The following is a 24,808-nucleotide window of genomic DNA, read 5'->3' as shown; positions in this document are numbered from 1 at the left end:
AGTCTATGTGTCCAGGGGGTGGGAGTTGAACAGGATGCTACAGCCCGGAGTCGTCCCTGGTCCGTCCCGTCGTGATCGCCACCTCGGTGGTGGCCCTGATCCGCTGCTCACCGACGGTGCCCGTCGGCGGGCGCGGACTGGCCGTGCGGGGTGCCGGTGGCCCTCGCCGGCCGCGGCGTGGCAGGGTGATCGGGTGACCGAATCCGTACCCGACCAGGCCGTACCCGGCCCCGAGCTCGCCGGCCCCACTGACCCGGCGGGCTGGCTCGCCCTGCCCGACGTCGCCGAGCGGCTCGACGTGTCGATCAGCAAGGTGCACCAGATGATCCGCGACCGGGAGCTGTTGGCGGTCCGCCGCGACGGCATCCGCCGGATACCCGCGGAGCTGGTGGCCAACGAGACAGTTCTCAAGCACCTGCCCGGCGTGCTCAACCTGCTCGCCGACAACGGCTACGACGACGAGGCGGCGCTGCGCTGGCTCTACGAGCCGGACGACACGCTTCCCGGCGACACCCCGGCCGCGGCCCTCTCCGGCGACCAGGCCCGCGAGGTCAAGCGCCGAGCCCAGGCCCTGGGCTTCTAGACGACTCCCGGGCCTCCAGATTCACCGTCGATCATGAAGTTGTTGCCACGACACGCCGCGCGCGTGGGCAACAACTTCATGATCGACGCGCTCCGGGAGGGGGTGGGGGAGGGGGGACGGGGTTAGTCGGCTCGGCGGGTTGCCGCTATGGCCAGGTCTACCAGGGCCTGGCGGGCCTCGGTGTCCAGGTCGACGGCCGTCAGCGCGGCGAGCGCGGAGTCGGTGAGTGTGACGATCCGCTGCTCGGTGCGGGCCAGCGCCCCGCTCGCGTCGATCAGCTCGCGTAGCCGGGCCACGCCCCGCTCGTCCAGGCCCGGGTCGCCGAGCTGGCTGAGCAGCAGCTCCCGGCCCGCGTCGTCGGTGGCCTCCACGGCCGCCGCCACCAGATAGGTGCGCTTGCCCTCGCGCAGGTCGTCCCCGGCCGGCTTGCCGGTCTGCGCCGGGTCACCGAAGACCCCCAGCACATCGTCGCGGAGCTGGAACGCCTCGCCCAACGGCAACCCGTACGCCGAGTAGGTCGTCCGGATGTCCTCGCCCGCGTCGGCCAGCGCGGCGCCGAGCAGCAGCGGACGCTCGACGGTGTACTTCGCCGACTTGTACCGGGCGACCTTGCTGGCCCGTTCCACCGACGTGTCCCCGGTGACCTGGGTCAGCACGTCGAGGTACTGCCCGACGGTGACCTCGGTGCGCATCTCGTCGAAGACCGGCCGGGCCCGGGCCACCGCCCGCAGGTCCAGGCCGGCGGAGTGCAGCAGCTCGTCGGACCACACCAGGCAGAGGTCACCGAGCAGGATCGCGGCGGAGTCGCCGAACCCGTCCGGGTCGCCGCCCCAGCCGGCCGCCCGGTGCCGGGTCGCGAACCGCCGGTGCACCGCCGGCTCGCCGCGCCGGGTGTCGGAACGGTCCATCAGGTCGTCGTGGATCAGGGCGCTGGCCTGCACGAACTCCAGCGCCGCGAGGGCCGTGAGGACCTGGTCGCCGTCCACCCCGCCGGCTCCCCGGAACCCCCAGTACGCGAAGGCCGGGCGCAGGCGCTTGCCGCCACCGAGCACGAAGGCTTCGATCGCCTCCGCCACCGGGACGAGGGCCTCGTCCACCCGGGTCAACCGGGCCCGCTGGCCGGCCAGAAACTCGGTGAGCGCCCGGTCGACCCGCTCCCGCAGGCCGGCACGGTCGACGGGGGACACGGGAGCAGCGTGGGTCACGCCACGACGCTAGCGGGTCGTCCCGGCTCGCGCTCCACCGCCACGCGTACTGCCGCCGGTACGGCCCGGACCGGTCCGCCCGGCCGGCCGCGCACCGTCCGCGCCGGGTCGGCCCGACCCGCCGGCCGTGGGCGGGCAGGTTCGCCGGGTGCGCACGGCCGCCTCGGTGAGCACCGCCGCCGGTATGTCCAGCACGACGGCGAGCCAGCCGAGCCAGAACCCGCCGGGTACGCGTCGCTGCCGTTCCCACCGGGACACCTCGTGGCGGCTCAACGTCGGCACGCCCGCGGCGGCGCACAACTCGGCGGCGGTGCGCCGCTGGCTCCAACCCCGGGCCAGCCGATGCCGGACCAGGAGCGGCCCGAGTTGGGTGCGGTGCGGCGGTGGGGACGAGGTCACGGGTCCTCCCGGCGGACGTCGACGCGGTGACACCCCGCCCGCGCCACGGGCCGGGCACACCTCGGCTGGGTGACCCCCACGCGGGAACCGGGCCACCCCCGCCGCCCCTCCCGCGCTCCCCCTTCCTACCCCGGGGGTACGACGGCTTCCTTCGCCGAACGTGCCGCGCGTCGCCGGGCCGCACCGCCCCCGCGTCGGGCACTACCGGCTGCGGGCCCGGTCTGTCGGCTTAGGTGAGGTCAACCCAGTAGTCCAACTCCACCAGATCGGCACGCCTGACGATTCGCGCCACCTCGACCACGCGCTCACCGACATACGTCTGTCGAGTGATCACCACGACGTGAACTCCGCCAGGGATTTGCAGAGCCTCCACCTCATCCGGCGTCGGCATCCTCCATCCCGGCCGCTCACGGATGCCAGTGACGGTGTGCCCGAGGCTATAGAGCTGTGACGTGTTGCCGCCTGGCCAGGGCTCGTTCTCCGGGTCGGCTACCGGGGTGCCGGCGACCATGTCGAGCAGCAGCGACGAGACGGACAGCTGTTGCGGCACGCCGTGAGTACGGAACAGGAAATGGCGCTCCAATAGCATCGTCCCCTGCTCCACCCCGAACAGCTCGGCCATGGACTCGGTAGCCGGCACCTCGAAGAAGCTCTTATCGAGGCTGTAGGCAGACCATTCGACCTGCTGGTCAGCAGTGAAGGACGTCCCGAGCTCGCCGCTGCGAACCTGCTCCAGCTCTTTGCGGTACCTCTCGGAAGCGAGTCGACGCACGGGCATGATCGGACGGGCGTAGGTGCCTCGTCCAACCTCTGTCATCACCAAGCCCTCTGCCCGCAGCAGCGCCAAGGCTTCACGAACGGTTCCGCGCGCGACTGCGAACTCGGCCATCAAGGTCGATTCACTGGGCAGCAAGGAGCCGGGGGCGATCACGCCGGCCTCGATCCGGTGGCGTAGCTCGTCGGCGACCTGCCGGTAGCGGCGCGGCTGTGGGTGCGGGGTAGGCACGCCCGTCACCGTACTCCCGATCTTCCCGACCGCCTGTTCGCCATGACACGACATTACCTGTCTGGACAGGGTGCCTAGACAGGATTAGGGTTGCAGTGTGGTCGGCACGCTGAGTGATCTAGGGGTAGGCACTGCGTGTCGGCCACCCAAGGGGTCTCGGGAGGCAGCTCATGCGTCGATGGAAGTGGTTCCAACGTCCTAACGAATCGATCGACGTCGTCGAGCGCTCGGCCTATCAGCCCGTGGCCTGTGACCCTCCTACGCCGCCACGGAAGCAGGGAGATACCACCAGCGCACGGCCAGCCGCGAAGCGGCACAGCCAGCGAGACGACCGCCCTAATGCTTGAGGAGATCAGGCCGGAGCCACCGTTTCTCGTGATCATGGCCGGTTTCATAGTGGATCTGCACATCCGCAAGACGTGCCCACGCTGCCGGCAGGATGGCTGTCCAAAGCTCAGAGCCTGGACTCATTCTGAAGCTCTGGCGAGCAAGGAAGCAGCCGTGAAGGCCGGTGACGTTCTGCGGCTTGATCGGAAGGTCAGCGTTCAGTTCATGAGCCCGATAACCGTTCGGGTCATCAGAAGGCTTGACTGGGTTACCTACGACGGTTGGTGCTGGATCGACTGTTACCAGCTCGACAGCAGAGGTGATGCCATCGCCAGACGTTCGTTGTTCATCCGACCTGAGTTTGTGGAGTCCGCCGCAGACGGCCTGGCCGCGCCGCAGGGCCGGGATCGACCGACTCGCGTACGGCGGTGGGAAGCTCCTGGGTCCCGATGGCGTCGCCCGCTAGAGTCGGGTCGTGGCGCTCGGTCTTCCCTCGGTACTCCCCAATCCGCAGCCGGCGATCGGGGAGCTCATCCGTGACCGCCAGCCGACCTTCTCGTTCGAGTTCTTCCCGCCCAAGACCGAGGCGGGGGAGCGGCTGCTCTGGCAGGCGATCCGCGAGCTGGAGTCGTTGCGTCCGTCGTTCGTGTCGATCACCTACGGCGCGGGCGGTTCGACCAGGGACACCACCGTGGCGGTGACCGAGCGGATCGCCACCGACACCACCCTGCTGCCGATGGCCCACCTGACCGCGGTCAACCACTCCGTGGCCGAGCTGCGGCACGTGATCGGCCGGCTCGCCGGGGTCGGGGTGCGCAACGTGCTGGCCGTGCGCGGTGACCCGCCGGGCAACCCGGGCGGCGAGTGGGTCCGCCACCCCGAGGGCGTCGACTACGCCGAGGACCTGGTCCGGCTGGTGCGCGACTCCGGTGACTTCAGCGTCGGTGTGGCGGCCTTCCCGTACAAGCACCCCCGCTCGCCCGACGTGGCCAGCGACACCGCGCAGTTCGTCCGCAAGTGCCGGGCCGGCGCGGAGTTCGCGATCACGCAGATGTTCTTCGAGGCCGACGACTACCTGCGCCTGCGCGACCGGGTGGCCGCCGCCGGCTGCGACACCCCGATCCTGGCCGGGGTGATGCCGGTGACCCAGATCGGCACCATCGAGCGGTCCGTGCAGCTGTCCGGGGCGCCCTTCCCGCCGGCGCTGGCGGCGCGCTTCGAGCGGGTGGCCGACGACCCGGAGGCGTTGCGCCGGCTCGGCATCGAGCAGGCCAGCGACATGTGCCGTCGACTGCTGGACGAGGGCGTTCCGGGTGTCCACTTCATCACCCTCAACCGGTCCACCGCCACCCGAGAGGTCTGGCAGAACCTCAAGGCCGGCGCGCGGGTGTGAACACGGAGTCTGCGACACCTGATGCCCGGCACGACGGTTGATCCTCAGGTGGGCACACAGCTGAACTGGGACCAGTACGCCACGGCGTGGGCGCGGTTGCACGGCGGGTTCGACCCGCGGGTCGCCGCGCCGGTGGTGCGTGCCTGGCTGCGGTTCGCCTACCACGTCGGGTATGTGCTGGGTCGGCTGCGGGTCGGCCCCACCCCGGTCACCGTGGCGGGGGTGCTGCTCTGCTTCTGCGTACCGTTGCTGGCGACCCGGCCGGGCGACGGCCCGTTCCTCGGCGCGCTGTTCGTGCTGCTCGCCGCGGTGGCCGACAGCGTGGACGGTGCGGTGGCCGTCGCCACCGGCCGCACCACCCGGCTCGGCTACGTCTACGACTCGCTGGCCGACCGGCTCGGCGAGGTGGCGTGGCTGCTGGCGTTCTGGCTGGTCGGCGCGCCGGGCGCGCTTGTCGTCGCAGCCGGGGCGCTGTCCTGGCTGCACGAGTACGTCCGGGCCCGCGCGGTCTCCGCCGGGATGCGCGACATCGGCGCGGTGACCGTCGGCGAACGACCCACCCGGGTCTCGGTCGCGCTGGCGGGCCTGGTGGTCGCTGGGCTGGCCGGCCTGATCGAGCCGGAGCTGGCCGCCGGCACCATCACCATGGCGACCGCGGTGTGGGTGCTGCTGGCCGGCTTCGGGCTGGGGCAGCTGCTGTCCACCGTCCGCCGCGCGCTGCTCGACGCCGGCTGAGCGCCCCGTCGGGTCTCACCAGGCGGGGCCGATCTCGTCGGCGACGATCTGCGCGGAGAGGGTCACCATCGGCAGGCCACCGCCGGGGTGGCTGGAGCCGCCCACCAGCCACAGCCCGTGCGCCGGGCCCCGGTTGGCCGGGCGGAGCAGGCCACCGGCGGTGCCGTAGATCGCGCCGCCCGGCGCCCCGGTCGCCGCGTCCAGGTCGGCCGGGGTGCGCACCTCGCGGAACAGCAGCCGGTCCCGCACGTCGACGCCGCGCTCGGCCAGGACATCCAGGATCCGATCGGCGTACGCGTCGGCCAGCCCCGGGCGTCGCCAGTCGACCGCGCCACCGGCGGTGCCCTGCCGGGCGGCGTTGACCAGCACGAACCACGCCTCGTGCCCGGCGGGGCGGACCATCGGGTCGTCGGCCACGGTGACGAACACCGTCGGGTCGGCCGCCGGTCGGGCCCGGACGCCCCGCCCCGGATCGCCGAAGACCGCGTCGAACTCCGCGTCGTAGTCGCGCGGGAAGAAGACGTTGTGGTGCGCCAGGCCGGTGCTGCCGGAGACGCCGAGCAGCAGCACGAAACCGGCGAGGCTGCGATCGGTCAGGCCGGCCAGCCGGCGCGCGTGTGGCAGCAGGTCGCGGTAGACGGTGAGCGCGTCGACGTTGGCCACCACCACGTCGGCGGGCACCGGCGCGGTGACGCCGGCGAGGCGTACCCCGTGCACCCGGCCGCCCGCCGCGTCGATCCGGGTGACCGTGGTGCCGGTCTGCACCACCACGCCGAGGTCCAGGCAGCGGGTCAGCAGCGCGTCGGCGAGCGTGCCCAGCCCGCCGCGCAGGTACCACCCGCCGTAGGTCAGCTCGGCGTAGGGGACCGCGACCAGCGCCGCCGGGGCCCGCCGCGGGTCGGCGCCGGTGTAGGTGGCGTACCGGTCCAGCAGCATCCGCAGCCGCGGGTCGGACAGGTGCCGGCGGCCCAGCCCGCGCAGGGTGCGGCCCGGGGCGATGGCAGCCAGGTCACCGACGCGCCAGGCCAGCGACGCGAGGTCGCGGGGGGAGTCGACGGTACGGCGCAGGATGTCCCGCGAGGAGGCCTCCCACACCCGTGCGGCCCGGCGCCACAGCCGCTGCCAGTCGGCCGCCGCCCGGTCGCCGAGGGCGGCCCCGATCCGCGCGGCGAACTCCACCGGGTCGGTGCACGAATCCAGGGTCGGGCCGCCACCTGCGAAGACGTGCCGGACGATCGGGTCCAGCGGCGTCAGGTCCAGGTACTCGTCGAGCTTCGCCCCGGTCGCCTCGAACAGGTCGTGGAAGACCTCGGGCAGGGTGAGCAGGCTCGGCCCGGTGTCGAAGTGGAACATCCCGGCCGGGGTGTCGTGCGCGTACCGGCCGAGCTTGCCGCCGACCGTGTCGGCGGCCTCGAAGACGGTCACCTGGTGCCCGGTTGCGGCCAGCCGGGCGGCGGTGGCCAGGCCACCCACCCCGGCGCCGACGACCACGATCCGCGCCATGCCGCGCCCTCCTAGCTGACCGGGCGGCCCCGCCAGGTCAGGCGGCGTCGCTTTCGCAGATGGTACGACCGCAGCGTCAACCAACCGAGGACCACGACCGACACGGGGTGTGCGAGCGCGTCGGGCCACCACCGGCCGCCGGTCGCCCGGGCAGTGAGCACCCGCCCGGCCACCCCGAGCAGGTATGCGATGAGCGCAACCATTGACATCCGGGGAGCTGTCGAGGCGACCGCCAGCGCGACCAGCGGCGGGGCGGTGTAGAGCAGGAGCAGCAGCGTCACCACGGCGGCCGCCGCGCCGGGGTGCCCGAACGACGCCCACAGCGACTTCGAGTACCCGTCGCGCAGCTGCGGCCAGTCGTCGTACATCCGGCAGGTGGCCAGCCGGGAGCCGTCGGCCAGGGCGATCCGCCTCCCGGCGCGCTTGACGGCCCGGGCCAGCTCGACGTCCTCCAGGATCTTGTCGGCGACGGACGCGTGCCCGCCGGCGGCGGTGTAGCCGGCCCGGTCCAGCACCAGGAACTGCCCGCCCGCCGCGGCCAGCGACGGCCGCCGCGAGCGCTCCATGGCCCGCAGCGGCAGGAAGGTCAGCCACAACCACTGCAACAGCGGCTGCACGAGCCGGTCGGCCGCCGTCGCCACCACGATCCGGGGGTACGGCGACAGCAGCGTCGCGCGGGCGGCGCGCAGCTCGGTGACCGCCGCGGCCACGGCGTGCGGGGCGAGCACCACGTCGGCGTCGACGAAGACCAGCGCGGTGGCCGCCGGGTCGGCCCGGGTGGCCAACTGCCAGCAGGCGTGCGGCTTGCCCAGCCAGCCCGGCGGCGGGGCGACCCCGCTGAGCAGGGTGACCCGCGGGTCGTCGCCGACGACCGCGCGGACCACGTCGGCGGTGCCGTCGGTGGACCCGTCGTCGAGGACCACGATGCGCAGCGCCGGCACACCACGCTGGGCGAGCAGGGCGCGCAGGCAGGGCGTGACCCGGGTGGCCTCGTCGCGCAGCGGCAGCAGCACGGCCACCGGCTCGTCGACGTCATCCGGCCGGTCGGTGGGTCGGCGCAGCCATCGGGCGGCGTTGACCCAGGTGTGCCCGGTCAGCGCGGCGACGGCGAGCAGCAGGGCGACGAGGACGGTCATCGGGTCGCGTCGACGCCCGGGCGGTGCGGTTGGTGGTCGTCCCGGCGCGCGTGGTGGGGCCGGCGGGCGCGCAGCAGGGTCACCGCCAACGGCACGGCGGTGACCGCCATGCCTGCCGCGCCCCAGAGCGCCGACGCGGGCAGGTCCAGGAAGACCGCGTGGGCCAGGATGCTGGAGAAGTACGTCCACAGGTACAGCGCGAGCATCGGGTGGTCCCGCCGGTCGGTGTGCTCGGCGGCCGGACCAGCCAGCGGGCGCAGCGCGCTCATCAGCAGCACCGCGAAGAGCAGCCAGCCCAGGTAGTTGCTGACCGGGATGCCGGCCAGGCCGGGCAGCGCCGGGGTGGCGTCCCGCCAGACCCAGTAGCCCTCGGCGACCATCTGCGGGTCGAGGAAGAGGTCCCAGGCGGCCAGCCCCACCGCGGCCAGCGCGATCCGGCCCACCCACCGGCCGAGCGGCGTGCCGCTGCCGCCGGTCAGGCGGACCGCGGCCAGCCAGGCCGGCCAGGCCATCCAGGTCCAGGCCAGCGGGATGATCAACGGCACCCCGGCCAGCTTGGGGCCCAGCTCACCGGAGTAGTCGTAGCTGCCGAACGGCACACCGGTGGCCACCCCGATCGCCTCGATCGCGAACCCGCCGCCGGTGGCCACCGCGACCAGCGCCGCCGCCACCCGAGGGCCCCGGCTGAGCAGCGCGTGGCCGACCGAGAGCAGCCAGCCGAGCACGACCGTGGCCACGGTCAGCCCGGCCCGGGTGGCGCCGGTGGTCAGCGGGTAGCAGATCTGGGCGAGCACCAGGACGGCGAGCAGCGTCCAGGAGATCCGCCGGGTCATGACGCGGCGGGCTCGAGCGGCAGGTCTCGACCGAGTACGCCGAAGGGCCGCTCGTCACCGGGGAAGTGGAAGTCGCGCAGCACGTCGACGAAGCCGAACCGCCGGTACAGCCGCCAGGCCCGCGAGGTCTGCTCCTCGGCCTCCGGGGTGGACAGCAGTGTGGTGTCGCCCTCGGCCATCGTGAGCAGCGCCCGCAACTGCCCGGCGCCCAGCCCGTGCCCCTGCGCCGGCGGACGGACGTGCAGCTCGACCACCTCGAAGCAGTGGGTGAGCCAGCGCTTGCGGGTCGGGGCGTCCAGCGCCCGGTGCACCTGGTCGTGCCACCACTGGCCCGGACCGCCCAGATAGCCGTACCCGAAGCCGGCGAGGTGACCCTCGCTGGTCAGGCTGGCCACGGCCCGGAACCCGGGCCGGCGGACGTGGGTGGCGATGTAGCCGCGCCGGGCCTCCAGCAGGTCGGTGCGGTACCCCATCGCCTCGCCGTAGACGGCCACCACGTCGTCCAGCCGTCGGACGAGATCGTCCGGCGTCCAGCGCACCAACCTCATGCCCGTCCACCCTTCACTGTCGCCTGGTCGCCGTCGGCGACCCACCCGAGGACCGTCCGGTCGCCGACCACGTCACGTACCTCGAACCGGGCGAACAGCTCCTCGGCGTACCAGCCCGCGGTGGGGGTTCGCATGATCGCCGCCCGATGCTCCGGGTGACGGTACGCGAACGCCACCAGGTCCGTCGGGTCGCGCCACACGCTCACCGTGCCCTGCCATCCCAGCGGGGCCTCACCGACGCCGAACCGGGCCAGCAACCCGGGCGCGTCGCGCAGCGCGGCGGCCACCGGCGGGATCGCCCGCCAGAAGGTGGCCGCCCGGCGGGCCCGTAACCGGGCCCGGGTCAGCGCCAGCACCGGGCCGGTGACCCGGCCGCCCGGCGGCTCGCCGAACGGTCGCTGGCCGGACCACTCGCCCCGGCTGCTCAGCGGGCGCAGGTCGACCCGGGCCTGGGCGTGGGCGATCCGCGCCCAGGCGCGTCCGACCGGCGAGTCGTCGAAGCCGGCCGCCGCGGCGGGGGAGTCCCAGACGGTCAGCGCCGCCCACCGGGTCAGGTCGGCGTCACCCGGCCCGAAGCCGGTGCCGGTCCCCGTGCCCAGCAGCTTGCCGAACCGGACACCCGGCAGGGCCCGCAGTCGACGTGGGTCCACCGCCATCCGGGTCAGCGCCCGGGGCAGCGCGCCGCGGGAGGTCCGCCACACGTGCAGGGTGACCAGCTCCGGTACGGCGCTGCTGTGCCGGCCGGTTCGCTCGCGCGGCTCGCTCACGCCACCTCGGCCGGGACGCCGGCGGTGACGCGCAGCAGCTCGGCGTAGGTGGTCGGGAAGACCGCCTGCGGTACGCCGCCCGCGGCCCAGATCTGCGGGTACGCCGCCAGCGCGGTGTCCACCAGGGTGCGCAGCGCCTGCGGGTGCCCGAGCGGGGCTACCCCGCCGATCGGCTGCCCGGTGTGCTTCCGGACGAACTCCGGGGTGGCCCGGCGCAGCCGGGTGACTCCGATGGACGCGGCGAGGCCGGCGGTGTCGACCCGGTGCGCGCCGGAGGTGAGCACGAGCAGCGGCGCGTCGTCCGCGTCGAAGATCAGCGAGTTGGCGATCTGGCCGACCTCGACGCCGAGCGCCTCGGCCGCGGCTGCCGCGGTGTGCACCGCGTCGGGCAGCAGGCGGACCGTGCTGGGCTGGCCGGCGCCGTCGCGCGCACCGGCGACGTCGAGTGCGTCCTGCACCGCCCGTACGTTCGGGTGTGGCTGCATGGGGACATTCTTCCCGGTCCGCCGGCGCCGGTTCACTCCGGTGCGTACGGACGGCGAGCCTCGGCGCGTCACACGTTGCATTTTCGTCGGAGGGGAGGTGTACTGTCAGGAGCAGTTAGAACGAGTGTTCGATTGCCTCGAACGCCCGTTCCAACCAGCCGGAGCGCGGTGTTTCGCGGCGCCAGCTCCGGGCGGTGTGGCTTCGCGGGCCGCACCTGGGTTTCCGGGCAGTCGCGAGCCCGGTCCCGTCAGGCAGGAGCGTCGCTCGCCGCCCACGACCCCCGGGCGGCGGGCGACGAACCCGCCGGTACGCCGGCCGGGTGTGGTGTGGGGAAGCATCCACACCCGGCCGGCCACCCCCGGTGCGTCTTCCTCCGCACCACCCGACCTCGGCGTCTCGTCGGCGGCACCACTGCCCCGGCCGACGCCCCGGCCATGTGGAGGAGACAGTCCATGCCGACCAACCCGGCTCAGGCACCGACGGTGCCGGCGCACGTGCTGCCGCACCGCACCCCTGCCCAGCTCCTCACCCTGGCCCGCCGTGGGCTGGTCGAGGCCGGCCAGACCCGACCTGACGGCCTGCGCTATGCGGCCGCCCACCTGGCGGCGCTGCGTGCGGCGGCCGCCCTGCTCGCCGCCCGGGCCCGGCCCGCCCCGAGCCGGCGCAACCGGATCACCAGCGTCTGGGTCCTGCTCTGCGCCGTCGCCCCCGAGCTCGACGAGTGGGCCCGGTTCTTCGCCGCCGGGGCCGGCAAACGAGCCGCCGCCGAAGCCGGCATCCCCCGGGTGGTCAGCGCCCGGGAGGCAGACGATCTGCTCCGCGCCGCCGAACAGTTCGTCACGGTGGTGGAGACCGCGCTCGGCGTGGCACACCAACCGGCCCTGGACGGCCTCGCCGCCTGAGCCCGCCGTGACGCCGGCCGCTTGGAAGGGAAGCCGGGCGGCCGGCGTCACGGTGCGTCGGTCCTGATCTGTTCCACAGCAACGACGGGGGAGTTGGTCCAATGGCGGGCCGCATGGTGGTCGGTTCCGCCGCACTGGCCGATCTGGTACGCCCGGCGAGCGCACCCGATCCGGTCGGCGGCCACCGGGTGCTACCGGTGGCGCCCGAGCTGACCGGCCTGCTGCCCAACCGGGGCCTGCGCCGCGGCAGCACGATCGCGGTCGTCGCTGGTCAGCCCCGACGCAGTGGCGGCACCTCGCTGGTGCTGGCCCTGCTGGCCGAGGCGTCCCGGGCCGGTTCGTGGTGTGCCGTGGTCGGAGTGCCGACGTTCGGCGCGGGTGCGGCAGCTGAGCTGGGCATCGCCCTGGACCGGCTGGCCCTGGTGCCGAATCCCGGCCCCGAGTGGGCCACAGTGGTCGCCGCGTTGATCGACGGGGTGGACGTCGTGGTCACCGCCGTACCCGCCGCGGTCTCCGCCTCGGTCGCCACCCGGCTGGCCGCGCGGGCCCGGCAGCGCGGCAGCGTGCTCGTTCCGTACGGCCGGTGGGACGGCGCGGACGTGACGTTGCAGGTGGTCCGTGGGGTCTGGGAAGGGCTCGGCCAGGGCCGGGGGCGGCTGCGTCGCCGGGAGGTCACCGTCTCGGCGCGCGGGCGCGGAGCGGCCGCCCGCCCCAAGGAGATCAAGGTCTGGCTTCCCGGTGCCGAGCTCACCCGGGTCATTCCCCGGGCGGTGCGGTCGACCGTGGGCCGTCCGTCCGTGCCGCTCGCCCTGGTCGGGTCGGGGTGACCGGCTCGCCGATCCGGACCCTGCTGCTGTGGTGCCCGGACTGGCCGGTGCTCGCCGCCGAGATCGTCGACGGGGTGCCGGCCACCGGTCCGGTCGCCGTGTTGCACGCCAACCGGGTGGTCGCCTGCTCCGAGCGGGCCCGCGCCGAGGGCGTGCGCCGAGGGCTGCGCAAGCGGGAGGCGCAGGGCCGTTGCCCGCAGCTCACCGTCGTGGAGTACGACCCCGGCCGGGACGCCCGGGCGTTCGAGCCGGTGGTCGCCGCGCTGGAGGAACTGGTCGCCGGCGTCGAGGTGGTCCGCCCGGGCGCCTGCGCGGTCGCCGCCCGGGGCCCGAGTCGTTACCTCGGCGGTGAGGAGGCGGCCGCCGAGCGGCTCATCGAGCATGTCGCCCAGTCCTGTCTGGTGGAGAGCCAGGTGGGCATCGCCGACGGGGTGTTCGCCGCGGGGTTGGCCGCCCGCGCCGGCCGGGTGGTGGCGCCGGGCGGAACACCGGCGTTCCTGGCCGGGATGCCGGTCGAGGCGCTCGGTCGGTCCGCACTGGCCGATCTGCTGCGCCGGCTGGGGGTGCGGACCCTCGGCGACTTCGCCGCGCTACCGGCCGGTGACGTGCTGGCCCGGTTCGGGTTCGACGGCGCGCTGGCCCACCGGCTGGCCGCCGGCCGGGATCACCGCCCGCTCGCCGTCCGGCAGCCGCCGACCGACCTGACGGTGACCTCCGCGTACGACGAGCCGATCGACCGGGTCGACGCGGCGGCGTTCGCCGCCCGCGCGCTGGCCGAGCAGTTGCACGACCGGCTCGCCGGGCACGGGCTGGCCTGCACCCGGCTCGGCATCGAGGCGGTCACCGAGCACGGGCAGGAGCTGCACCGGGTGTGGCGGCACGACGGCCTGCTCACCGCCGCCGCCATCGCCGACCGGGTGCGCTGGCAGCTCGATGGCTGGCTCTCCGGCAGCAACGGCCGCGCCGGTGCCCGACCGGCCCGGCCGACGGCCGGCATCATCCGGCTGCGGCTGATCCCGGACGGGGTGATCGCCCAGGCCGGCCTGCAGACCGGCCTCTGGGGGGAGACGGGCGAGGAGCGGGAGAGGGCGCACCGGGCATTGAGTCGGGTGCAGGGCATCCTCGGCCCGGAAGCGGTGGTCACGGCGGTGCTCGGCGGTGGGCGTTCCCCGGCCGACCAGGTGCGCCTGGTGCCGTGGGGCGACGAACGGCTCCCCGCCCGGCCCGGCCCGCCGGCCGTTGCCGGCGCCGACCCGGCCCCCGGCGGTGACCGTGCCGGCGGTGACCGTGCCGGTGGTGCCGGTCGGCCTGCTGACCGCGGCGGGGGCGTTCCGCCGTGGCCGGGCCGGCTGCCGCCGCCCGCGCCCGCCGTGGTGCTGCCCAGCCCGCTCGCCGCGACCGTGCACGACGCCACCGGCGAGCCGGTGGTGATCAGCGCGCGGTTGGCGGTGAGCGCTGTTCCCGCCCGGCTGGTGGTCGGCGACGGCCGACCGGCGGAGATCGTGGGCTGGGCCGGGCCGTGGCCGGTGGACGAGCGCTGGTGGGCGCCGGCCGAGGCTCGCCGTCGGGCACGGTTCCAGGTCAGCCTCGCCGACGGCACCGCTCTGCTGCTCGCTGTGGAGTCCGGGCAGTGGCTGGTGGAGGCGATCTATGACTGAGTCAGGTTGGCCCATGACCGGCGTTGGCCGGGAGGCAGATGTCCTGATGAGCGGTATGACTGTGAGTCATAAATATGACTCACAGTCATACCGCTCACGGTGGCTGTTGCCGCTGGCGGGGTCGCGCACCGCCGGGCGGCTGGTCGGTCATGCCACCGCCGTCGGGCCGGCAGAAGCGGCCGGCGCGGTCCGAGCGGGCGGCGCGGTCCGAGCCGGCGGAGGGGCCGGATGAGCTTTCACAACCCGAAGATGCCCTGGTCGGAGCTGGAGCGGGTGCTCTCCGGCCGGGCCAGCGGCGGCTCCGGCGGCGGGCGGTCGCGCGAGGAGCGGCACCTGCACGTGGTGGACCCGCTCGCCGTGGACGCCGACGGTGGGGACTCCCCGGCCTGGAGTCGCCGGCGCGAGCAGTACCAGCCGCCGGAGCTGCCCCGCCCCGACGGTGTGGTGCCCTACGCGGAGCTGCACGCGCACACCAACTTCAGCTTCCTCGACGGCGCCAGCCATCCCGAGGAGTTGGCCGAGGAGGCGGCCCGGTTGGGGCTCACCGCGCTCGCCGTCACCGACCACGACGGCTTCTACGGGGTGGTCCGCTTCGCCGAGGCGGCCCGCACGCTGGGCCTGCCGACCATCTTCGGCGCGGAGCTGTCCCTCGGGCTGCCCGGCCCGCAGAACGGCGAACCCGACCCGCACGGCGCGCACCTGCTGGTGCTCGCGCACGGCCACGAGGGGTACGCCCGGCTGGCCACCACCATCGCCCGTGCCCAACTGCGCGGCGGGGAGAAGGGCCGCCCGATCTACGGGGACCTGGAGGAGGTCGCCGCCGAGCTGCGCGACCACGTGCTGGTGCTGACCGGCTGCCGCAAGGGGCACGTGCCGGGCGCGCTGCTCACCGAGGGAGTGGACGCGGCGGCCCGCGAACTGGACCGGCTGACCGCGCTGTTCGGCGCGGAGACGGTGGCGGTGGAGCTGACCGACCACGGGCATCCCGTCGACGCCGACCGCAACGACGCGCTCGCCGAGCTGGCCGCCGCGGCCGGGCTGCCGACGGTGGCCAGCAACAACGTGCACTACGCCAGCCCCGGTCGGCGTCGGCTGGCCACCACTGTCGCCGCCGTCCGAGCCCGGCGCAGCCTCGACGAGATCGACGGCTGGCTGCCCGCGGCGGCCACCGCCCACCTGCGCAGCGGCGCGGAGATGGCGGCCCGGTTCGCCGCGTACCCGGGCGCGGTGGCGCGGGCCGCCGAGTTCGGCGCCGAGCTGGCCTTCGACCTGCAACTGGTCGCGCCGCAACTGCCGGCGTACCCGGTGCCGCCGGGGCACACCGAGATGAGCTGGCTGCGCAAGCTGACCGCCGACGGGGCACACGAGCGCTACGGGCCGCCGCAGGCGCACCCGACGGCGTACGCGCAGCTCGACCACGAGCTGAACATGATCGAGGAGCTGGGCTTCCCCGGCTACTTCCTGGTGGTCTACGACATCGTCACGTTCTGCCGCGAGCAGGACATCTACTGCCAAGGTCGGGGCTCGGCGGCCAACTCGGCGGTCTGCTACGCGCTGCGCATCACCAACGTGGACGCCGTCCGGCACCGGCTGCTCTTCGAGCGGTTCCTCGCCCCGGAGCGGGACGGTCCGCCGGACATCGACGTGGACATCGAGTCCGACCGCCGGGAGGAGGTGATCCAGCACGTCTACACCCGCTACGGCCGGGAGCACGCCGCCCAGGTCGCCAACGTCATCTCCTACCGGCCCCGGTCGGCGGTACGGGACGTGGCCAAGGCGTTCGGCTTCTCACCCGGTCAGCAGGACGCCTGGAGCAAGCAGATCGACAGGTGGGGCTCGGTCGCCACGGTCGACGTCGAGGGCATCCCGGAGCAGGTGGTGGAGTACGCCAACGAGCTGCAGACGTTCCCCCGGCACCTGGGCATCCACTCCGGCGGCATGGTGATCTGCGACCGTCCGGTGATCGAGGTCTGCCCGGTGGAGTGGGGGCGGATGCCCGGCCGCAGCGTGCTCCAGTGGGACAAGGACGACTGTGCCGCCGTCGGCCTGGTGAAGTTCGACCTGCTCGGCCTCGGCATGCTCTCCGCGCTGCACTACGGCTACGACATGATCGGGTCCCGGCTCGACCTCGGCGACATGACGCTGGACGACCCCGAGGTCTACGACATGCTCTGCCGTGCCGACTCGGTCGGGGTGTTCCAGGTGGAGAGTCGCGCCCAGATGGCCACCCTGCCCCGACTCAAGCCCCGCGAGTTCTACGACCTGGTGGTCGAGGTGGCGCTGATCCGACCGGGTCCGATCCAGGGCGGTTCGGTGCACCCGTTCATCCGGCGCAAGAACGGTCAGGAGCCGGTGACCTTCGCCCACCCGTTGATGCGCAACGCGCTGGAGAAGACCCTGGGTGTGCCGCTGTTCCAGGAGCAGTTGATGCAGCTCGCCATCGACCTGGCCGGTTTCGACGCGGCCGAGGCCGACCAGCTGCGCCGGGCGATGGGCGCGAAACGCTCGGTCGAGCGGATGACCCGCATCGCCGACCGGCTCTACGCCGGGATGGCTGAGCGGGGCATCACCGGCGAGCTGGCCGACGACGTCTACCGCAAGCTCACCGCGTTCGCCAGCTACGGCTTCCCGGAGAGCCACGCGATGAGCTTCGCCTACCTGGTGTACGCCAGCTCGTGGCTCAAGCGCTACCACCCGGCGCCGTTCCTGGCGGCGCTGCTCAACGCCCAGCCGATGGGCTTCTACTCCCCGCAGACCCTGGTCGACGACGCCCGCCGGCACGGGGTGGAGGTCCGCCGCCCGGACATCAACGCCAGCGGGGCGCTGGCGGTGTTGGAGTCCACCCCGGACACCCGGTGGGGCAGCGGGCCGGGGGAGCCGCCGCACGCCTGGGGACTGGGCGGCCCGGCCGTCCGGCTCGGACTGTCCAGCGTGCGTACCCTCGGCGCCGAGGTGGCCGAGCGGATCGAGGCCGAGCGGGCGGCCGGCGGGGCGTACCGCGACATGCCGGATCTGGCCCGGCGGGTCGGTCTCACCGCCGCGCAGCTGGAGGCGCTGGCCACCGCGGACGCCTTCGCCTGTTTCGGGCTGACCCGGCGGGAGGCGCTCTGGGCCGCCGGCGCGGCGGCCCAGGACCGACCGGGCCGGCTGCCCGGCACGGTGACCGGCGCGGCGGCGCCCACGCTGCCCGGCATGGAGGCGGTGGACCGGCTGGTCGCCGACGTGTGGGCCACCGGGTTGTCGCCGGAGAGCCACCCGGCCCGGTTCATCCGGGGGCAGCTCGACGTGCTCGGCGCGGTGCCGATCGCCCGGCTCGGTCGGGTGGAGCCGGGCCAGCGGATCCGGGTCGGCGGCATCGTCACCCACCGGCAGCGCCCGGCGACCGCCGGCGGGGTGACCTTCCTCAACCTGGAGGACGAGACCGGGATGCTGAATGTCACCTGCTCACCGGGGCTGTGGCAGCGTTACCGGCGGGTGGCCCGCACCAGCGCCGCACTGGTGGTCCGGGGGCGACTGCAACGGCACGAGGGAGTGACCAACCTGGTCGCCGACCGGCTGGACGCGATCGAGCCGCCGGTCAGCCCCGCGTCCCGTGACTTCCGCTGATCCAGTGATCCACATTACGGTTTTCGGCGTCGCCGGGCGGGAGACTCGTCCTGAGCGGGCAGAGCGGCCCGTGATCCGTGAGGGGGAATGACAAGTGATGGGGAACCACACGTACACCGGCGGCGGAATCGCCAACGCCCGGCGGACCCGGCTGGGCTCCGGCTGGATGCCGTCGCACCTCACCGACCCCCGCGAGTACGAGGTGACCAACGGTCCGGTGGCCAACGAGCGCCGGTCCCGGGCCGAGGACGCGGTCGAGGGCACCGAGTCCTGACCACTAGGCTCGACCGGGTGGAGCAGACCCGAGGCCGGTTCGCCGGGCCGCCGCTGACCCCCCGTACCGCCGTGATCTGGTCGGTGCTCCGCGCCGAGCTGGACCGGCGCGGCGCCGCCGAGCTGACCGTGCTGGACGTGGGCGGCGGCACCGGCGGGTTCGCCGTCCCGCTGGCCCGCGCCGGGCACCGGGTCACAGTCGTCGACGCGAGCCCGGACGCGCTGGCCGCGCTGACCCGTCGGGCCGCCGAGGCCGGGGTCGCCGACCGGATCGTGGCCGTGCAGGGCGACGGCGACGCCCTGGCCGGGCTGGTCGAGCCGGCCAGCGTCGACCTGGTGCTCTGCCACGCCGTCCTGGAGGTCGTCGACGACCCCACTCCGGTGGTCGCCGCGCTGGCCAGCGCGTTGCGCCCCGGTGGCGCGGCGAGCGTCCTGGTCGCGGGGCGGGCCGCCGCCGTGCTGGGCCGCGCCATGAACGGCCATCTGGAGGTCGCGGCGGCGCTGGCCGCCGACCCGGCCGGCACCGCCGGGCCGCGCGACACGCTGCGCCGCCGCTACGACGCCCCCGGCGCCGCCGCGCTGCTCACCGCCGCCGGGCTGGCGGTCGAGGAGATCCACGGGGTACGCGTACTGGCCGACCTGCTGCCGGCCGCGGTCGCCGACGGGCAGTCCGCGGCCCTGGTCGAGCTGGAACTGGCGCTGGCCGCGCAGTCTCCGTACCGGGACCTGGCCGCCCAGCTGCACCTGTTCGCCCGCCGGCCGGCATGACCGTCGCGCCGGGCGGTGGGCCGCCGCCGCTGGCCGTCCTCGGCCCGGCGCACAGCGGGGACCGGCTCGCCGACGTGCTGCCCAGCGCGCTCGCCGTGCTGGGCGTGCCCGGGTCGACCGACCCGCTCGGGCTGGCCCCCGCCCTGGCCGGGGTACGCCGGATCGCCGTGCTGCTGGTCGACGGGCTCGGCTGGTACCAGGTGCCGACCGCCGCGCCGCACGCGCCGACCCTCGCCGGGCTGGCCGCGACGGTGGGTCGGCCGCTCATCGCCGGTTTCCCGTCCACCACCCCGACGAGCCTGGTGACGCTGGGCACCGGCGTCGCGCCCGGAGCGCACGGGGTGCTCGGCTTCACCGTGCGGGTGCCCGGCACCGACCGGGTGCTCACCCACACCGACTGGACCGCCGACCCGTCGCCGCTGCGCTGGCAGCCGGTGCCCACGCAGCTCCAACGGGCCCGCGCGGCCGGGGTGGCGGTGAGCGTGGTGAGCCGGCCGGAGTTCGGCGGCAGCGGGTTGACCCTGGCCGCCAACCGGGGCGGCGACTTCCGGGGCGCCGCCGGCGTCGACGAGGTGGCTGCCACCATGCTGGCCGCGTTGTCCGCCGGCCCGGGGCCGACCCTGGTCTCCGGCTACCACGCCGACCTGGACCGGCACGGGCACCTCAGCGGACTCGACTCCGCGCCCTGGCGGGTCGCCGCCGCCGAGGTGGACAACCTGCTCGCCCGGCTGGTCGACGGGTTGCCACCGGACGCCGCGCTGCTGGTGACCGCCGACCACGGGCAGCTCGACGTGCCCCTGACGCACCGCTTCGACCTGGACACCGATCCACGGCTGCGCGACGGGGTCCGGGTGGTCGCCGGCGAGGCCCGGGTGCGCTACCTGCACGTCGAGCCGGGCGCGGTCGACGACGTGGTGGCCGCCTGGTCGGCGGTGCTCGGCGACGCGGCGCGGGTGCGTACCCGGGCGGAGATGGTGGCCACCGGCTGGTTCGGGCCGGTGCCGGAGGAGCACCTGGAACGGATCGGCGACGTGGTGGTGACCTGCAACGACACGTACGCCGTCATGGCCAGCCGCACCGAGCGGCCGATGGCGTCGAAGTTGGTGGCGTACCACGGGGCGGACACCGCCGCCGAGCTGACCGTGCCGCTGCTGGTCGTGCGGGGCTGAGCGGCGCGCGGTCCGGCCGGTCGGCCGGTGGTGCTGTCGTACCCCCGGGTTAGCCTGCCGGGATGGGTCGCAGCCAATCGTTGCCCCGGGGCGACGATCCGCGCTTCGGGCCGGACGCCGACGACTCCGCCAGCCCGATCCTGCACGTCGACATGGACGCCTTCTTCGCCGCCGTCGAGGTGCGCCGTCGGCCCGAGCTGCGCGGCCGGCCGGTCGTCGTCGGCGGGGTGGGGCCGCGCGGCGTGGTCAGCTCGGCCAGCTACGAGGCCCGCCGGTACGGGGTCCGCAGCGCGATGCCGACCAGCCAGGCCCGCGCCCGCTGCCCCCACGCGGTCTACCTGCCCCCGGACTTCACCGCGTACACGGCCGCGTCCCGGGCGGTCATGCAGATCTTCCGGGACGTCACCCCGCTGGTCGAGCCGCTCTCCCTCGACGAGGCGTTCCTCGACGTGACCGGTGCCCGCAGACTGTTCGGCTCCCCGGCGACGATCGCCCGGCTGATCCGGCGCCGGGTCGTCGACGAGCAGGGGCTGACCTGCTCGGTCGGGGTGGCGCCCAGCAAGTTCGTGGCCAAGCTGGGCTCCACCCGGGCCAAACCCGACGGTCTGTTGGTCGTGCCTCCGGGGCAGGTCCTCGACTTCCTGCACCCGCTACCGGTGGACGCGCTGTGGGGCGTGGGGGAGCGGGCTGCCGAGACACTGCGCCGGCTCGGCCTGGCCACCGTCGGCGACCTCGCCGCGGCACCGCTGGGCATGCTCCGCCGGGCGGTGGGTGCGGCGTCCGCGGCGCACCTGCACGAGCTGGCCGCAGGGCGTGACCCGCGGCGGGTCACCCCCGAGCACGTCGACAAGTCGATCGGCGCCGAGGTGACCTTCGACGCGGACGTGGCCGACCCGGTGGAGATCCGCCGCGCCCTGCTGGCGCTCAGCGCGAAGGTCGGCGTCCGGTTGCGCGGTTCCGGCCAGGTCGGGCGCACGGTCACCCTCAAGGTGCGGCTGGCCGACTTTCGCACCGTCAACCGCTCCCGCACCCTCGGCGTGCCCACCGACACCGCCCGCGAGATGTTCGACACGGTCTGGGCGCTCTACACCGCACTGGACCCGGGCGAGCGGATCCGGCTCGTCGGTGTCCGGGTGGAAGGGCTCGCCCCGGCGCAGAGCGCTCCCCGGCAGCTCACCCTCGGCGCGCCCGAGCGCGGTTGGCGGGAGGCGGAAGCTGCCGCGGACGCCGCTGCTGCCCGATTCGGGCGGTCCGTCATAGGTCCGGCCAGTCTGATGGGGGACCGTGACGCCCATCGAAAGGAAAATCCGCCCCACCCGTAGGTCGTCCCGCTTTCCGACGCGCGACCCCCCTCGTAGACTTGCGGGTAAGCAGCCGGTTGGCTGCCACGGTCTGTCGGCCCGAGTGGGCCCGACCAACGTGACCGGGGAGGAGTGCCGTGCCGCTCTCGGAGCACGAGCAGCGGCTGTTCGAGCAGATCGAGCGGTCGCTTGCCGAGGACCCCAAATTCGCCTCGGCCGTGCGCGCCAGCGATCCGCGCTTCCACGCGCGGCGTCGCCTGCTCGTCGCTGCCGGCGTGATCATCGCTGGCTTGGCTCTACTGGTCTATGGCGCGGTGATCAAGACTCCACCGCTGGCGGTGGCGGGCTTTGTCGTCATGCTGGCGTCGGCCGCGTTCGCGGTGCAGTCGCACCGGCGGGCGCAGTCACCTGACCTGCACGTGGTGGGTGGCACGACGAGTCGTCGTCCCCGCGGTGGCCGGTCCGGTCGCCGCCGGTCGATCCTGGACCGGATGGAAGACAGGTGGCGGCAGCGCCCGGAGGGGCACCGCTGAGCCCGTCCCGCCGCTGAGGCGGGCCGTACACCGCGACGAGCGGGTCGCCGGGAACGCCCCGGCGACCACTGTCGTATCCGTGCGCCCCGCCACCCTCCCCGACTGCCCGCCGCTTCCCGCGCGCGCCCGCTGCTTCCCGCGCATGCACGCTGCCTGCCGCTCTCCGCGCGTGCCGCTTCCCGCGCGCGCCCGCCGCTTCCCGCGCATGCACGCCGCTCTCCGCGCGCGTCTTCGGTGGGCGCGAAGATCCAGGCCAGGTCGCCGATGTGGGCGTTTCCAGAGGCTCGGATCCGCCCACATCGCCGACCCGGAGTCGATCAAACATTCGGGGCGACGGTCGGTGACCGCCGCCCCGAACCTGTACCTGCGTCGGTCAGCGGGCCGCTCGGTCGGCCAGCACCCGCCGCGGATTCCAGCGCAGCAGCCGGTAACGGATCCGCCCGGTCAGCGCCACCAGGCGGCCGGAGGCGTCCGCCAGGGCGATCCGCCAGCGCAGCAGCACCGAGGGCGGCAGCACGGCGGCGACCAGTCGGGTCCGTCGATCCGCCCGGGTGGCGAGCGCGCCGCGGATCGCGCGTAGCGCCGGCGGCAGCGGTTCGCCGGTCAGCGGGTTCCGCGCGTACCGGGCCCGCTCCTCCGCCCGGCCGAGCAGCCGCGCCGCTCCGACCGCCGCCGTGTCGTCGGCGAGGGCATCGCGGACCAGCCGGTCCGCGGTCGCCCGGGGCGTCTCGGTCTGGTCCACTCGGACCTTGAAGTCGACCATCGTGTCCAGCAGCTCCGCCCAGGCGGCGTGCGCGTCCGCGCGAGCGCGACCGGCCTCGACCACCATCACCGGCTTGCCGTCGGCCGACGGGGTGTCGCCCCCGGCGGCGGTGGCCACCATGGCGTCGGCCCGGCCGGCCCGCCGCCGACGCAGCGCCAGTCGACGAAGCGCCGGCACCGCCAGCAGCGCCAACAGGGCCAGCACGCCCGCCGTCCACCATGGCCAGACCGGCGGCTGCTCGGCCGGGGTCTCACCGCCGAGGGAGAGCCCGGAGTCGGTGTCGCGGTCGGCGTTGTCCGGGCCGGCCGGCCCGGCCGACGAGTCCGGGCCGGTCGGGCTGTCCGTGGCGCCCGTCTCCGGGCTGGACGGCTCGGGCGCGTCAGTGTCCGGAGCCCAGGCCGACCGGGTGGAGCCGGGCACGCCGTACGCCGGGGTGGCGTCGAACGGCACCCAGCCGATCCCGTCGAAGAAGACCTCGGTCCAGGCGTGCAGGTTGAGGTTGGTCAGCGTGTACGTGTCGCCGTCGCGCTTGCTGCCATTGGTGAACCCGAACGCGACCCGGGCCGGGATGCCGGCCGAACGGACCAGCCAGGCCATGGCGGCGGCGTACTGCTGGCAGTAGCCGACCTTGTTGGTGAGGAAGTTGACGATGTCCTGGCCGCTGCTGCCGCTCTCGGTGCTGAGCCGGTAGCTGAACCCGTTGTCCGCCGAGAAGTGCTGGTAGATCGCGAGCACGCGGTCGTAGTCGGTGCGCTTGCCCTGGGTCAACCCCTTGACCAGCTCCTCCACCTCGGGCACCGGCCCGGGGGTGGCAGTGAGCTGGCGGCGGACCGGATGGTCGGCGGGCAGCGGCCGAGCGGCCCGCAGCGCCGCCGGCGTGTACGTCGAGCGGACGTAGTCGAAGGAGTACTTGCGACCCCGGGAGTTCTCCCGGTTGGAGAAGATGACCTGCTGGCTGGGGTCGTACAGCCAGTTGCTGTTGAGGTCCTCGGTGCGCACCGGCTCGGCGTACACCGGCATGAGGGACATGCTGAGGCTCTTGGTGACCTCGACGGTCGCCTGGTAGCGGACCTGCTGCACCCCCTGGCCGGCCCGCTCGGTCGGGTCCGGCAGATCCCGGTTGGCCGGCCGGCCACTCGGGTTGCGGGCCTGGAAACCACTCGGGCGCAGCTCGTCGGCCACTGCGTAGCGCAGGTAGAACGGGTTCGGCTCGGAGGTGGTCACCTTGACCAGGTCGGCCACCTCGGACTGGTTGAGCTGGCCGGCGAGCGACGCGAACAGGTCGATCCGGCCGGACGAACCGCCCGCGCCCCGGCCGGTGCCGCTGCCGTTGCCCGTGCCACCGGAGAGCGTGTCGAGCAGCCCACTGGTCATGCCGGGCACCGCCAGTGGCAGCGCCACGGCCACCACCACGCCGACCACGGCGAGCCGACGACCGGCGGAGGCCAGCGGCGACGCCTCCCACACGTCGACGTCACGACCGTCTCCGGTGAACCGCCGGCCGAACCGACGGACCCGGTCGACGTTGTCGGTGACCAGCAGCCACAGGTAACCGGCCGCGCCCACCACGAACGGCGCCGGGGGGACGCTGTCCACGTAGACGGCGACCGGCACCGAGTAGATCGCGAGCATCGGCAGCCCGGCCAGCGCGGGCCGGCGCAGCCCCACCGCCAGCACGTCCACGAGCACGGCCACCCCACCGACGCCGAGCACGGTGATGAACAGCAGCGGGTCCGTGTCCGGAACCTCGACGCCGTACGAGCGCATGTCCTGCGCCGAGCCGGCGAGCAGGTCGGCGAAGTGCTCGATCGTGGCCGGCGTGGGCAGGAAGGTCAGCAGCTCGCTGCCGCTGGGGAACAGCCAGGTCAGCGCGAGCAACAGGGCGGCCAGCATGCCGAGCACCTGACCCCAGAGCGGTGCGCGGACGAGCCGCGTCAGCGCGGCGACCCCGGCCACCACGGCTACCGCGATCGCGCACTGGATCAGCCACGTCCAGGTCTGGAAGATGGCCGACAGCGGCGCGGCGGCGAGCAGTGTCGCGGCGGCCGCCACCGCGCCGGTGTTCCGGCTGGCGATCATGAGGGGAA

At 74.3% G+C, this 24,808-nt stretch carries 22 protein-coding genes; 12 read left to right on the top strand and 10 right to left on the bottom strand.

All coding sequences use genetic code 11. From position 1 onward, the window contains the following. Positions 1–193: 193 nt before the first annotated feature. Positions 194–583 carry an Rv2175c family DNA-binding protein gene (locus tag ABZU53_RS18980; protein ID WP_355066885.1) on the top strand — a complete coding sequence of 130 codons (390 nt, stop codon included), beginning with the start codon at positions 194–196 and terminating at the stop codon, positions 581–583. A 122-nt stretch (positions 584–705) separates the two neighbouring features. Here ABZU53_RS18980 and ABZU53_RS18975 read toward each other — a convergent pair whose 3' ends face one another. The 3 genes from ABZU53_RS18975 to ABZU53_RS18965 all read right to left on the bottom strand — a co-directional run bounded on the left by ABZU53_RS18975 (position 706) and on the right by ABZU53_RS18965 (position 3,193). After that, positions 706–1,788 carry a polyprenyl synthetase family protein gene (locus ABZU53_RS18975; RefSeq protein ID WP_354862758.1) on the bottom strand — a complete coding sequence of 361 codons (1,083 nt, stop codon included), beginning with the start codon at positions 1,786–1,788 and terminating at the stop codon, positions 706–708. Positions 1,789–1,797: 9 nt separating this feature from the next. Next, positions 1,798–2,187, bottom strand: a complete 390-nt coding sequence (locus tag ABZU53_RS18970) for a helix-turn-helix transcriptional regulator (protein WP_354862760.1) — start codon at positions 2,185–2,187, stop codon at positions 1,798–1,800. 229 nt (positions 2,188–2,416) lie between these two features. Beyond that, the gene (locus tag ABZU53_RS18965) at positions 2,417–3,193 is read right to left on the bottom strand and encodes a GntR family transcriptional regulator (protein ID WP_355066884.1); all 777 of its coding nucleotides are present in this window, start codon (positions 3,191–3,193) and stop codon (positions 2,417–2,419) included. Positions 3,194–3,995: 802 nt separating this feature from the next. Between ABZU53_RS18965 and metF the strand changes: the two genes are divergently transcribed. Both metF and ABZU53_RS18955 read left to right on the top strand, forming a co-directional pair. Next, on the top strand, positions 3,996–4,913 hold the full coding sequence (gene metF / locus ABZU53_RS18960; protein ID WP_355066883.1) for a methylenetetrahydrofolate reductase [NAD(P)H]: 918 nt from the start codon (positions 3,996–3,998) through the stop codon (positions 4,911–4,913). Positions 4,914–4,934: 21 nt separating this feature from the next. Next, complete coding sequence (locus ABZU53_RS18955; protein WP_355066882.1) at positions 4,935–5,648, top strand: CDP-alcohol phosphatidyltransferase family protein; 714 nt, start codon at positions 4,935–4,937, stop codon at positions 5,646–5,648. 15 nt (positions 5,649–5,663) lie between these two features. On the opposite strand, the gene crtI is transcribed toward ABZU53_RS18955, so the two are convergent. The 6 genes from crtI to ABZU53_RS18925 are packed head-to-tail and all read right to left on the bottom strand — an operon-like array spanning position 5,664 to position 10,920. Beyond that, positions 5,664–7,151, bottom strand: coding sequence for a phytoene desaturase family protein (crtI, locus tag ABZU53_RS18950; protein ID WP_354862768.1), 1,488 nt, complete (start codon positions 7,149–7,151; stop codon positions 5,664–5,666). A gap of 11 nt (positions 7,152–7,162) precedes the next feature. Next, positions 7,163–8,287 carry a glycosyltransferase family 2 protein gene (locus tag ABZU53_RS18945; protein WP_354862770.1) on the bottom strand — a complete coding sequence of 375 codons (1,125 nt, stop codon included), beginning with the start codon at positions 8,285–8,287 and terminating at the stop codon, positions 7,163–7,165. Then, positions 8,284–9,120: a carotenoid biosynthesis protein gene (locus ABZU53_RS18940; protein ID WP_354862772.1), complete on the bottom strand. Its 837-nt coding sequence runs from the start codon at positions 9,118–9,120 to the stop codon at positions 8,284–8,286. Before ABZU53_RS18940 ends, ABZU53_RS18945 begins: the two co-directional genes overlap by 4 nt. Further along, a complete protein-coding gene (locus tag ABZU53_RS18935) occupies positions 9,117–9,668 on the bottom strand; it encodes a GNAT family N-acetyltransferase (RefSeq protein WP_354862773.1) in 552 nt (183 codons plus the stop codon). The genes ABZU53_RS18940 and ABZU53_RS18935 overlap by 4 nt, the downstream gene beginning before the upstream one ends. Beyond that, on the bottom strand, positions 9,665–10,435 hold the full coding sequence (locus ABZU53_RS18930; RefSeq protein WP_355066881.1) for a monooxygenase: 771 nt from the start codon (positions 10,433–10,435) through the stop codon (positions 9,665–9,667). Before ABZU53_RS18930 ends, ABZU53_RS18935 begins: the two co-directional genes overlap by 4 nt. Beyond that, positions 10,432–10,920, bottom strand: a complete 489-nt coding sequence (locus ABZU53_RS18925; RefSeq protein WP_354862371.1) for a YbaK/EbsC family protein — start codon at positions 10,918–10,920, stop codon at positions 10,432–10,434. Before ABZU53_RS18925 ends, ABZU53_RS18930 begins: the two co-directional genes overlap by 4 nt. Before the next feature lie 453 nt (positions 10,921–11,373). Here ABZU53_RS18925 and ABZU53_RS18920 point away from each other — a divergent pair, with 453 nt between their 5' ends. From ABZU53_RS18920 to ABZU53_RS18880, 9 genes are all read left to right on the top strand, one after another. Then, on the top strand, positions 11,374–11,823 hold the full coding sequence (locus ABZU53_RS18920; RefSeq protein WP_354862373.1) for an SAV_6107 family HEPN domain-containing protein: 450 nt from the start codon (positions 11,374–11,376) through the stop codon (positions 11,821–11,823). A 101-nt stretch (positions 11,824–11,924) separates the two neighbouring features. Then, positions 11,925–12,650 carry a hypothetical protein gene (locus ABZU53_RS18915; RefSeq protein WP_355066880.1) on the top strand — a complete coding sequence of 242 codons (726 nt, stop codon included), beginning with the start codon at positions 11,925–11,927 and terminating at the stop codon, positions 12,648–12,650. Then, positions 12,647–14,308 carry a DNA polymerase Y family protein gene (locus tag ABZU53_RS18910; RefSeq protein ID WP_355066879.1) on the top strand — a complete coding sequence of 554 codons (1,662 nt, stop codon included), beginning with the start codon at positions 12,647–12,649 and terminating at the stop codon, positions 14,306–14,308. Before ABZU53_RS18915 ends, ABZU53_RS18910 begins: the two co-directional genes overlap by 4 nt. A gap of 228 nt (positions 14,309–14,536) precedes the next feature. Then, entirely contained in the window at positions 14,537–17,914 is a 3,378-nt protein-coding gene (locus ABZU53_RS18905; RefSeq protein WP_355066878.1) for an error-prone DNA polymerase, read from the top strand. Positions 17,915–18,011: 97 nt separating this feature from the next. Continuing rightward, positions 18,012–18,188 carry a hypothetical protein gene (locus ABZU53_RS18900; protein WP_354862384.1) on the top strand — a complete coding sequence of 59 codons (177 nt, stop codon included), beginning with the start codon at positions 18,012–18,014 and terminating at the stop codon, positions 18,186–18,188. Then, positions 18,185–18,955, top strand: coding sequence for a methyltransferase domain-containing protein (locus ABZU53_RS18895; protein WP_354862385.1), 771 nt, complete (start codon positions 18,185–18,187; stop codon positions 18,953–18,955). Before ABZU53_RS18900 ends, ABZU53_RS18895 begins: the two co-directional genes overlap by 4 nt. After that, complete coding sequence (locus ABZU53_RS18890) at positions 18,952–20,124, top strand: nucleotide pyrophosphatase/phosphodiesterase family protein (protein WP_354862380.1); 1,173 nt, start codon at positions 18,952–18,954, stop codon at positions 20,122–20,124. Before ABZU53_RS18895 ends, ABZU53_RS18890 begins: the two co-directional genes overlap by 4 nt. Positions 20,125–20,186: 62 nt before the next feature. After that, complete coding sequence (locus ABZU53_RS18885; RefSeq protein WP_354862382.1) at positions 20,187–21,446, top strand: DNA polymerase IV; 1,260 nt, start codon at positions 20,187–20,189, stop codon at positions 21,444–21,446. A 116-nt stretch (positions 21,447–21,562) separates the two neighbouring features. Then, a complete protein-coding gene (locus ABZU53_RS18880; RefSeq protein WP_234590673.1) occupies positions 21,563–21,958 on the top strand; it encodes a DUF3040 domain-containing protein in 396 nt (131 codons plus the stop codon). 373 nt (positions 21,959–22,331) lie between these two features. On the opposite strand, the gene ABZU53_RS18875 is transcribed toward ABZU53_RS18880, so the two are convergent. Further along, positions 22,332–24,800, bottom strand: coding sequence for a DUF3488 and transglutaminase-like domain-containing protein (locus ABZU53_RS18875; RefSeq protein ID WP_355066877.1), 2,469 nt, complete (start codon positions 24,798–24,800; stop codon positions 22,332–22,334). Positions 24,801–24,808 lie beyond the last annotated feature (8 nt).

The organism is Micromonospora sp. NPDC005194, from assembly GCF_040608335.1.
GTDB lineage: Bacteria > Actinomycetota > Actinomycetes > Mycobacteriales > Micromonosporaceae > Micromonospora.
Note: the sequence above shows the minus strand (reverse complement) of the source record. Positions and strands in the feature narration are given on the sequence as shown.

Bases quoted from the DNA above. Each gene is read 5' to 3' on its own strand.
- ABZU53_RS18955 (WP_355066882.1), top strand. From the start codon at position 4,935: ATGCCCGGCACGACGGTTGATCCTCAGGTGGGCACACAGCTGAACTGG.
- crtI (WP_354862768.1), bottom strand. From the start codon at position 7,151: ATGGCGCGGATCGTGGTCGTCGGCGCCGGGGTGGGTGGCCTGGCCACC.
- ABZU53_RS18945 (WP_354862770.1), bottom strand. From the start codon at position 8,287: ATGACCGTCCTCGTCGCCCTGCTGCTCGCCGTCGCCGCGCTGACCGGG.
- ABZU53_RS18940 (WP_354862772.1), bottom strand. From the start codon at position 9,120: ATGACCCGGCGGATCTCCTGGACGCTGCTCGCCGTCCTGGTGCTCGCC.
- ABZU53_RS18935 (WP_354862773.1), bottom strand. From the start codon at position 9,668: ATGAGGTTGGTGCGCTGGACGCCGGACGATCTCGTCCGACGGCTGGAC.
- ABZU53_RS18925 (WP_354862371.1), bottom strand. From the start codon at position 10,920: ATGCAGCCACACCCGAACGTACGGGCGGTGCAGGACGCACTCGACGTC.
- ABZU53_RS18920 (WP_354862373.1), top strand. From the start codon at position 11,374: ATGCCGACCAACCCGGCTCAGGCACCGACGGTGCCGGCGCACGTGCTG.
- ABZU53_RS18915 (WP_355066880.1), top strand. From the start codon at position 11,925: ATGGCGGGCCGCATGGTGGTCGGTTCCGCCGCACTGGCCGATCTGGTA.
- ABZU53_RS18905 (WP_355066878.1), top strand. From the start codon at position 14,537: ATGAGCTTTCACAACCCGAAGATGCCCTGGTCGGAGCTGGAGCGGGTG.
- ABZU53_RS18900 (WP_354862384.1), top strand. From the start codon at position 18,012: ATGGGGAACCACACGTACACCGGCGGCGGAATCGCCAACGCCCGGCGG.
- ABZU53_RS18890 (WP_354862380.1), top strand. From the start codon at position 18,952: ATGACCGTCGCGCCGGGCGGTGGGCCGCCGCCGCTGGCCGTCCTCGGC.
- ABZU53_RS18885 (WP_354862382.1), top strand. From the start codon at position 20,187: ATGGGTCGCAGCCAATCGTTGCCCCGGGGCGACGATCCGCGCTTCGGG.
- ABZU53_RS18875 (WP_355066877.1), bottom strand. From the start codon at position 24,800: ATGATCGCCAGCCGGAACACCGGCGCGGTGGCGGCCGCCGCGACACTG.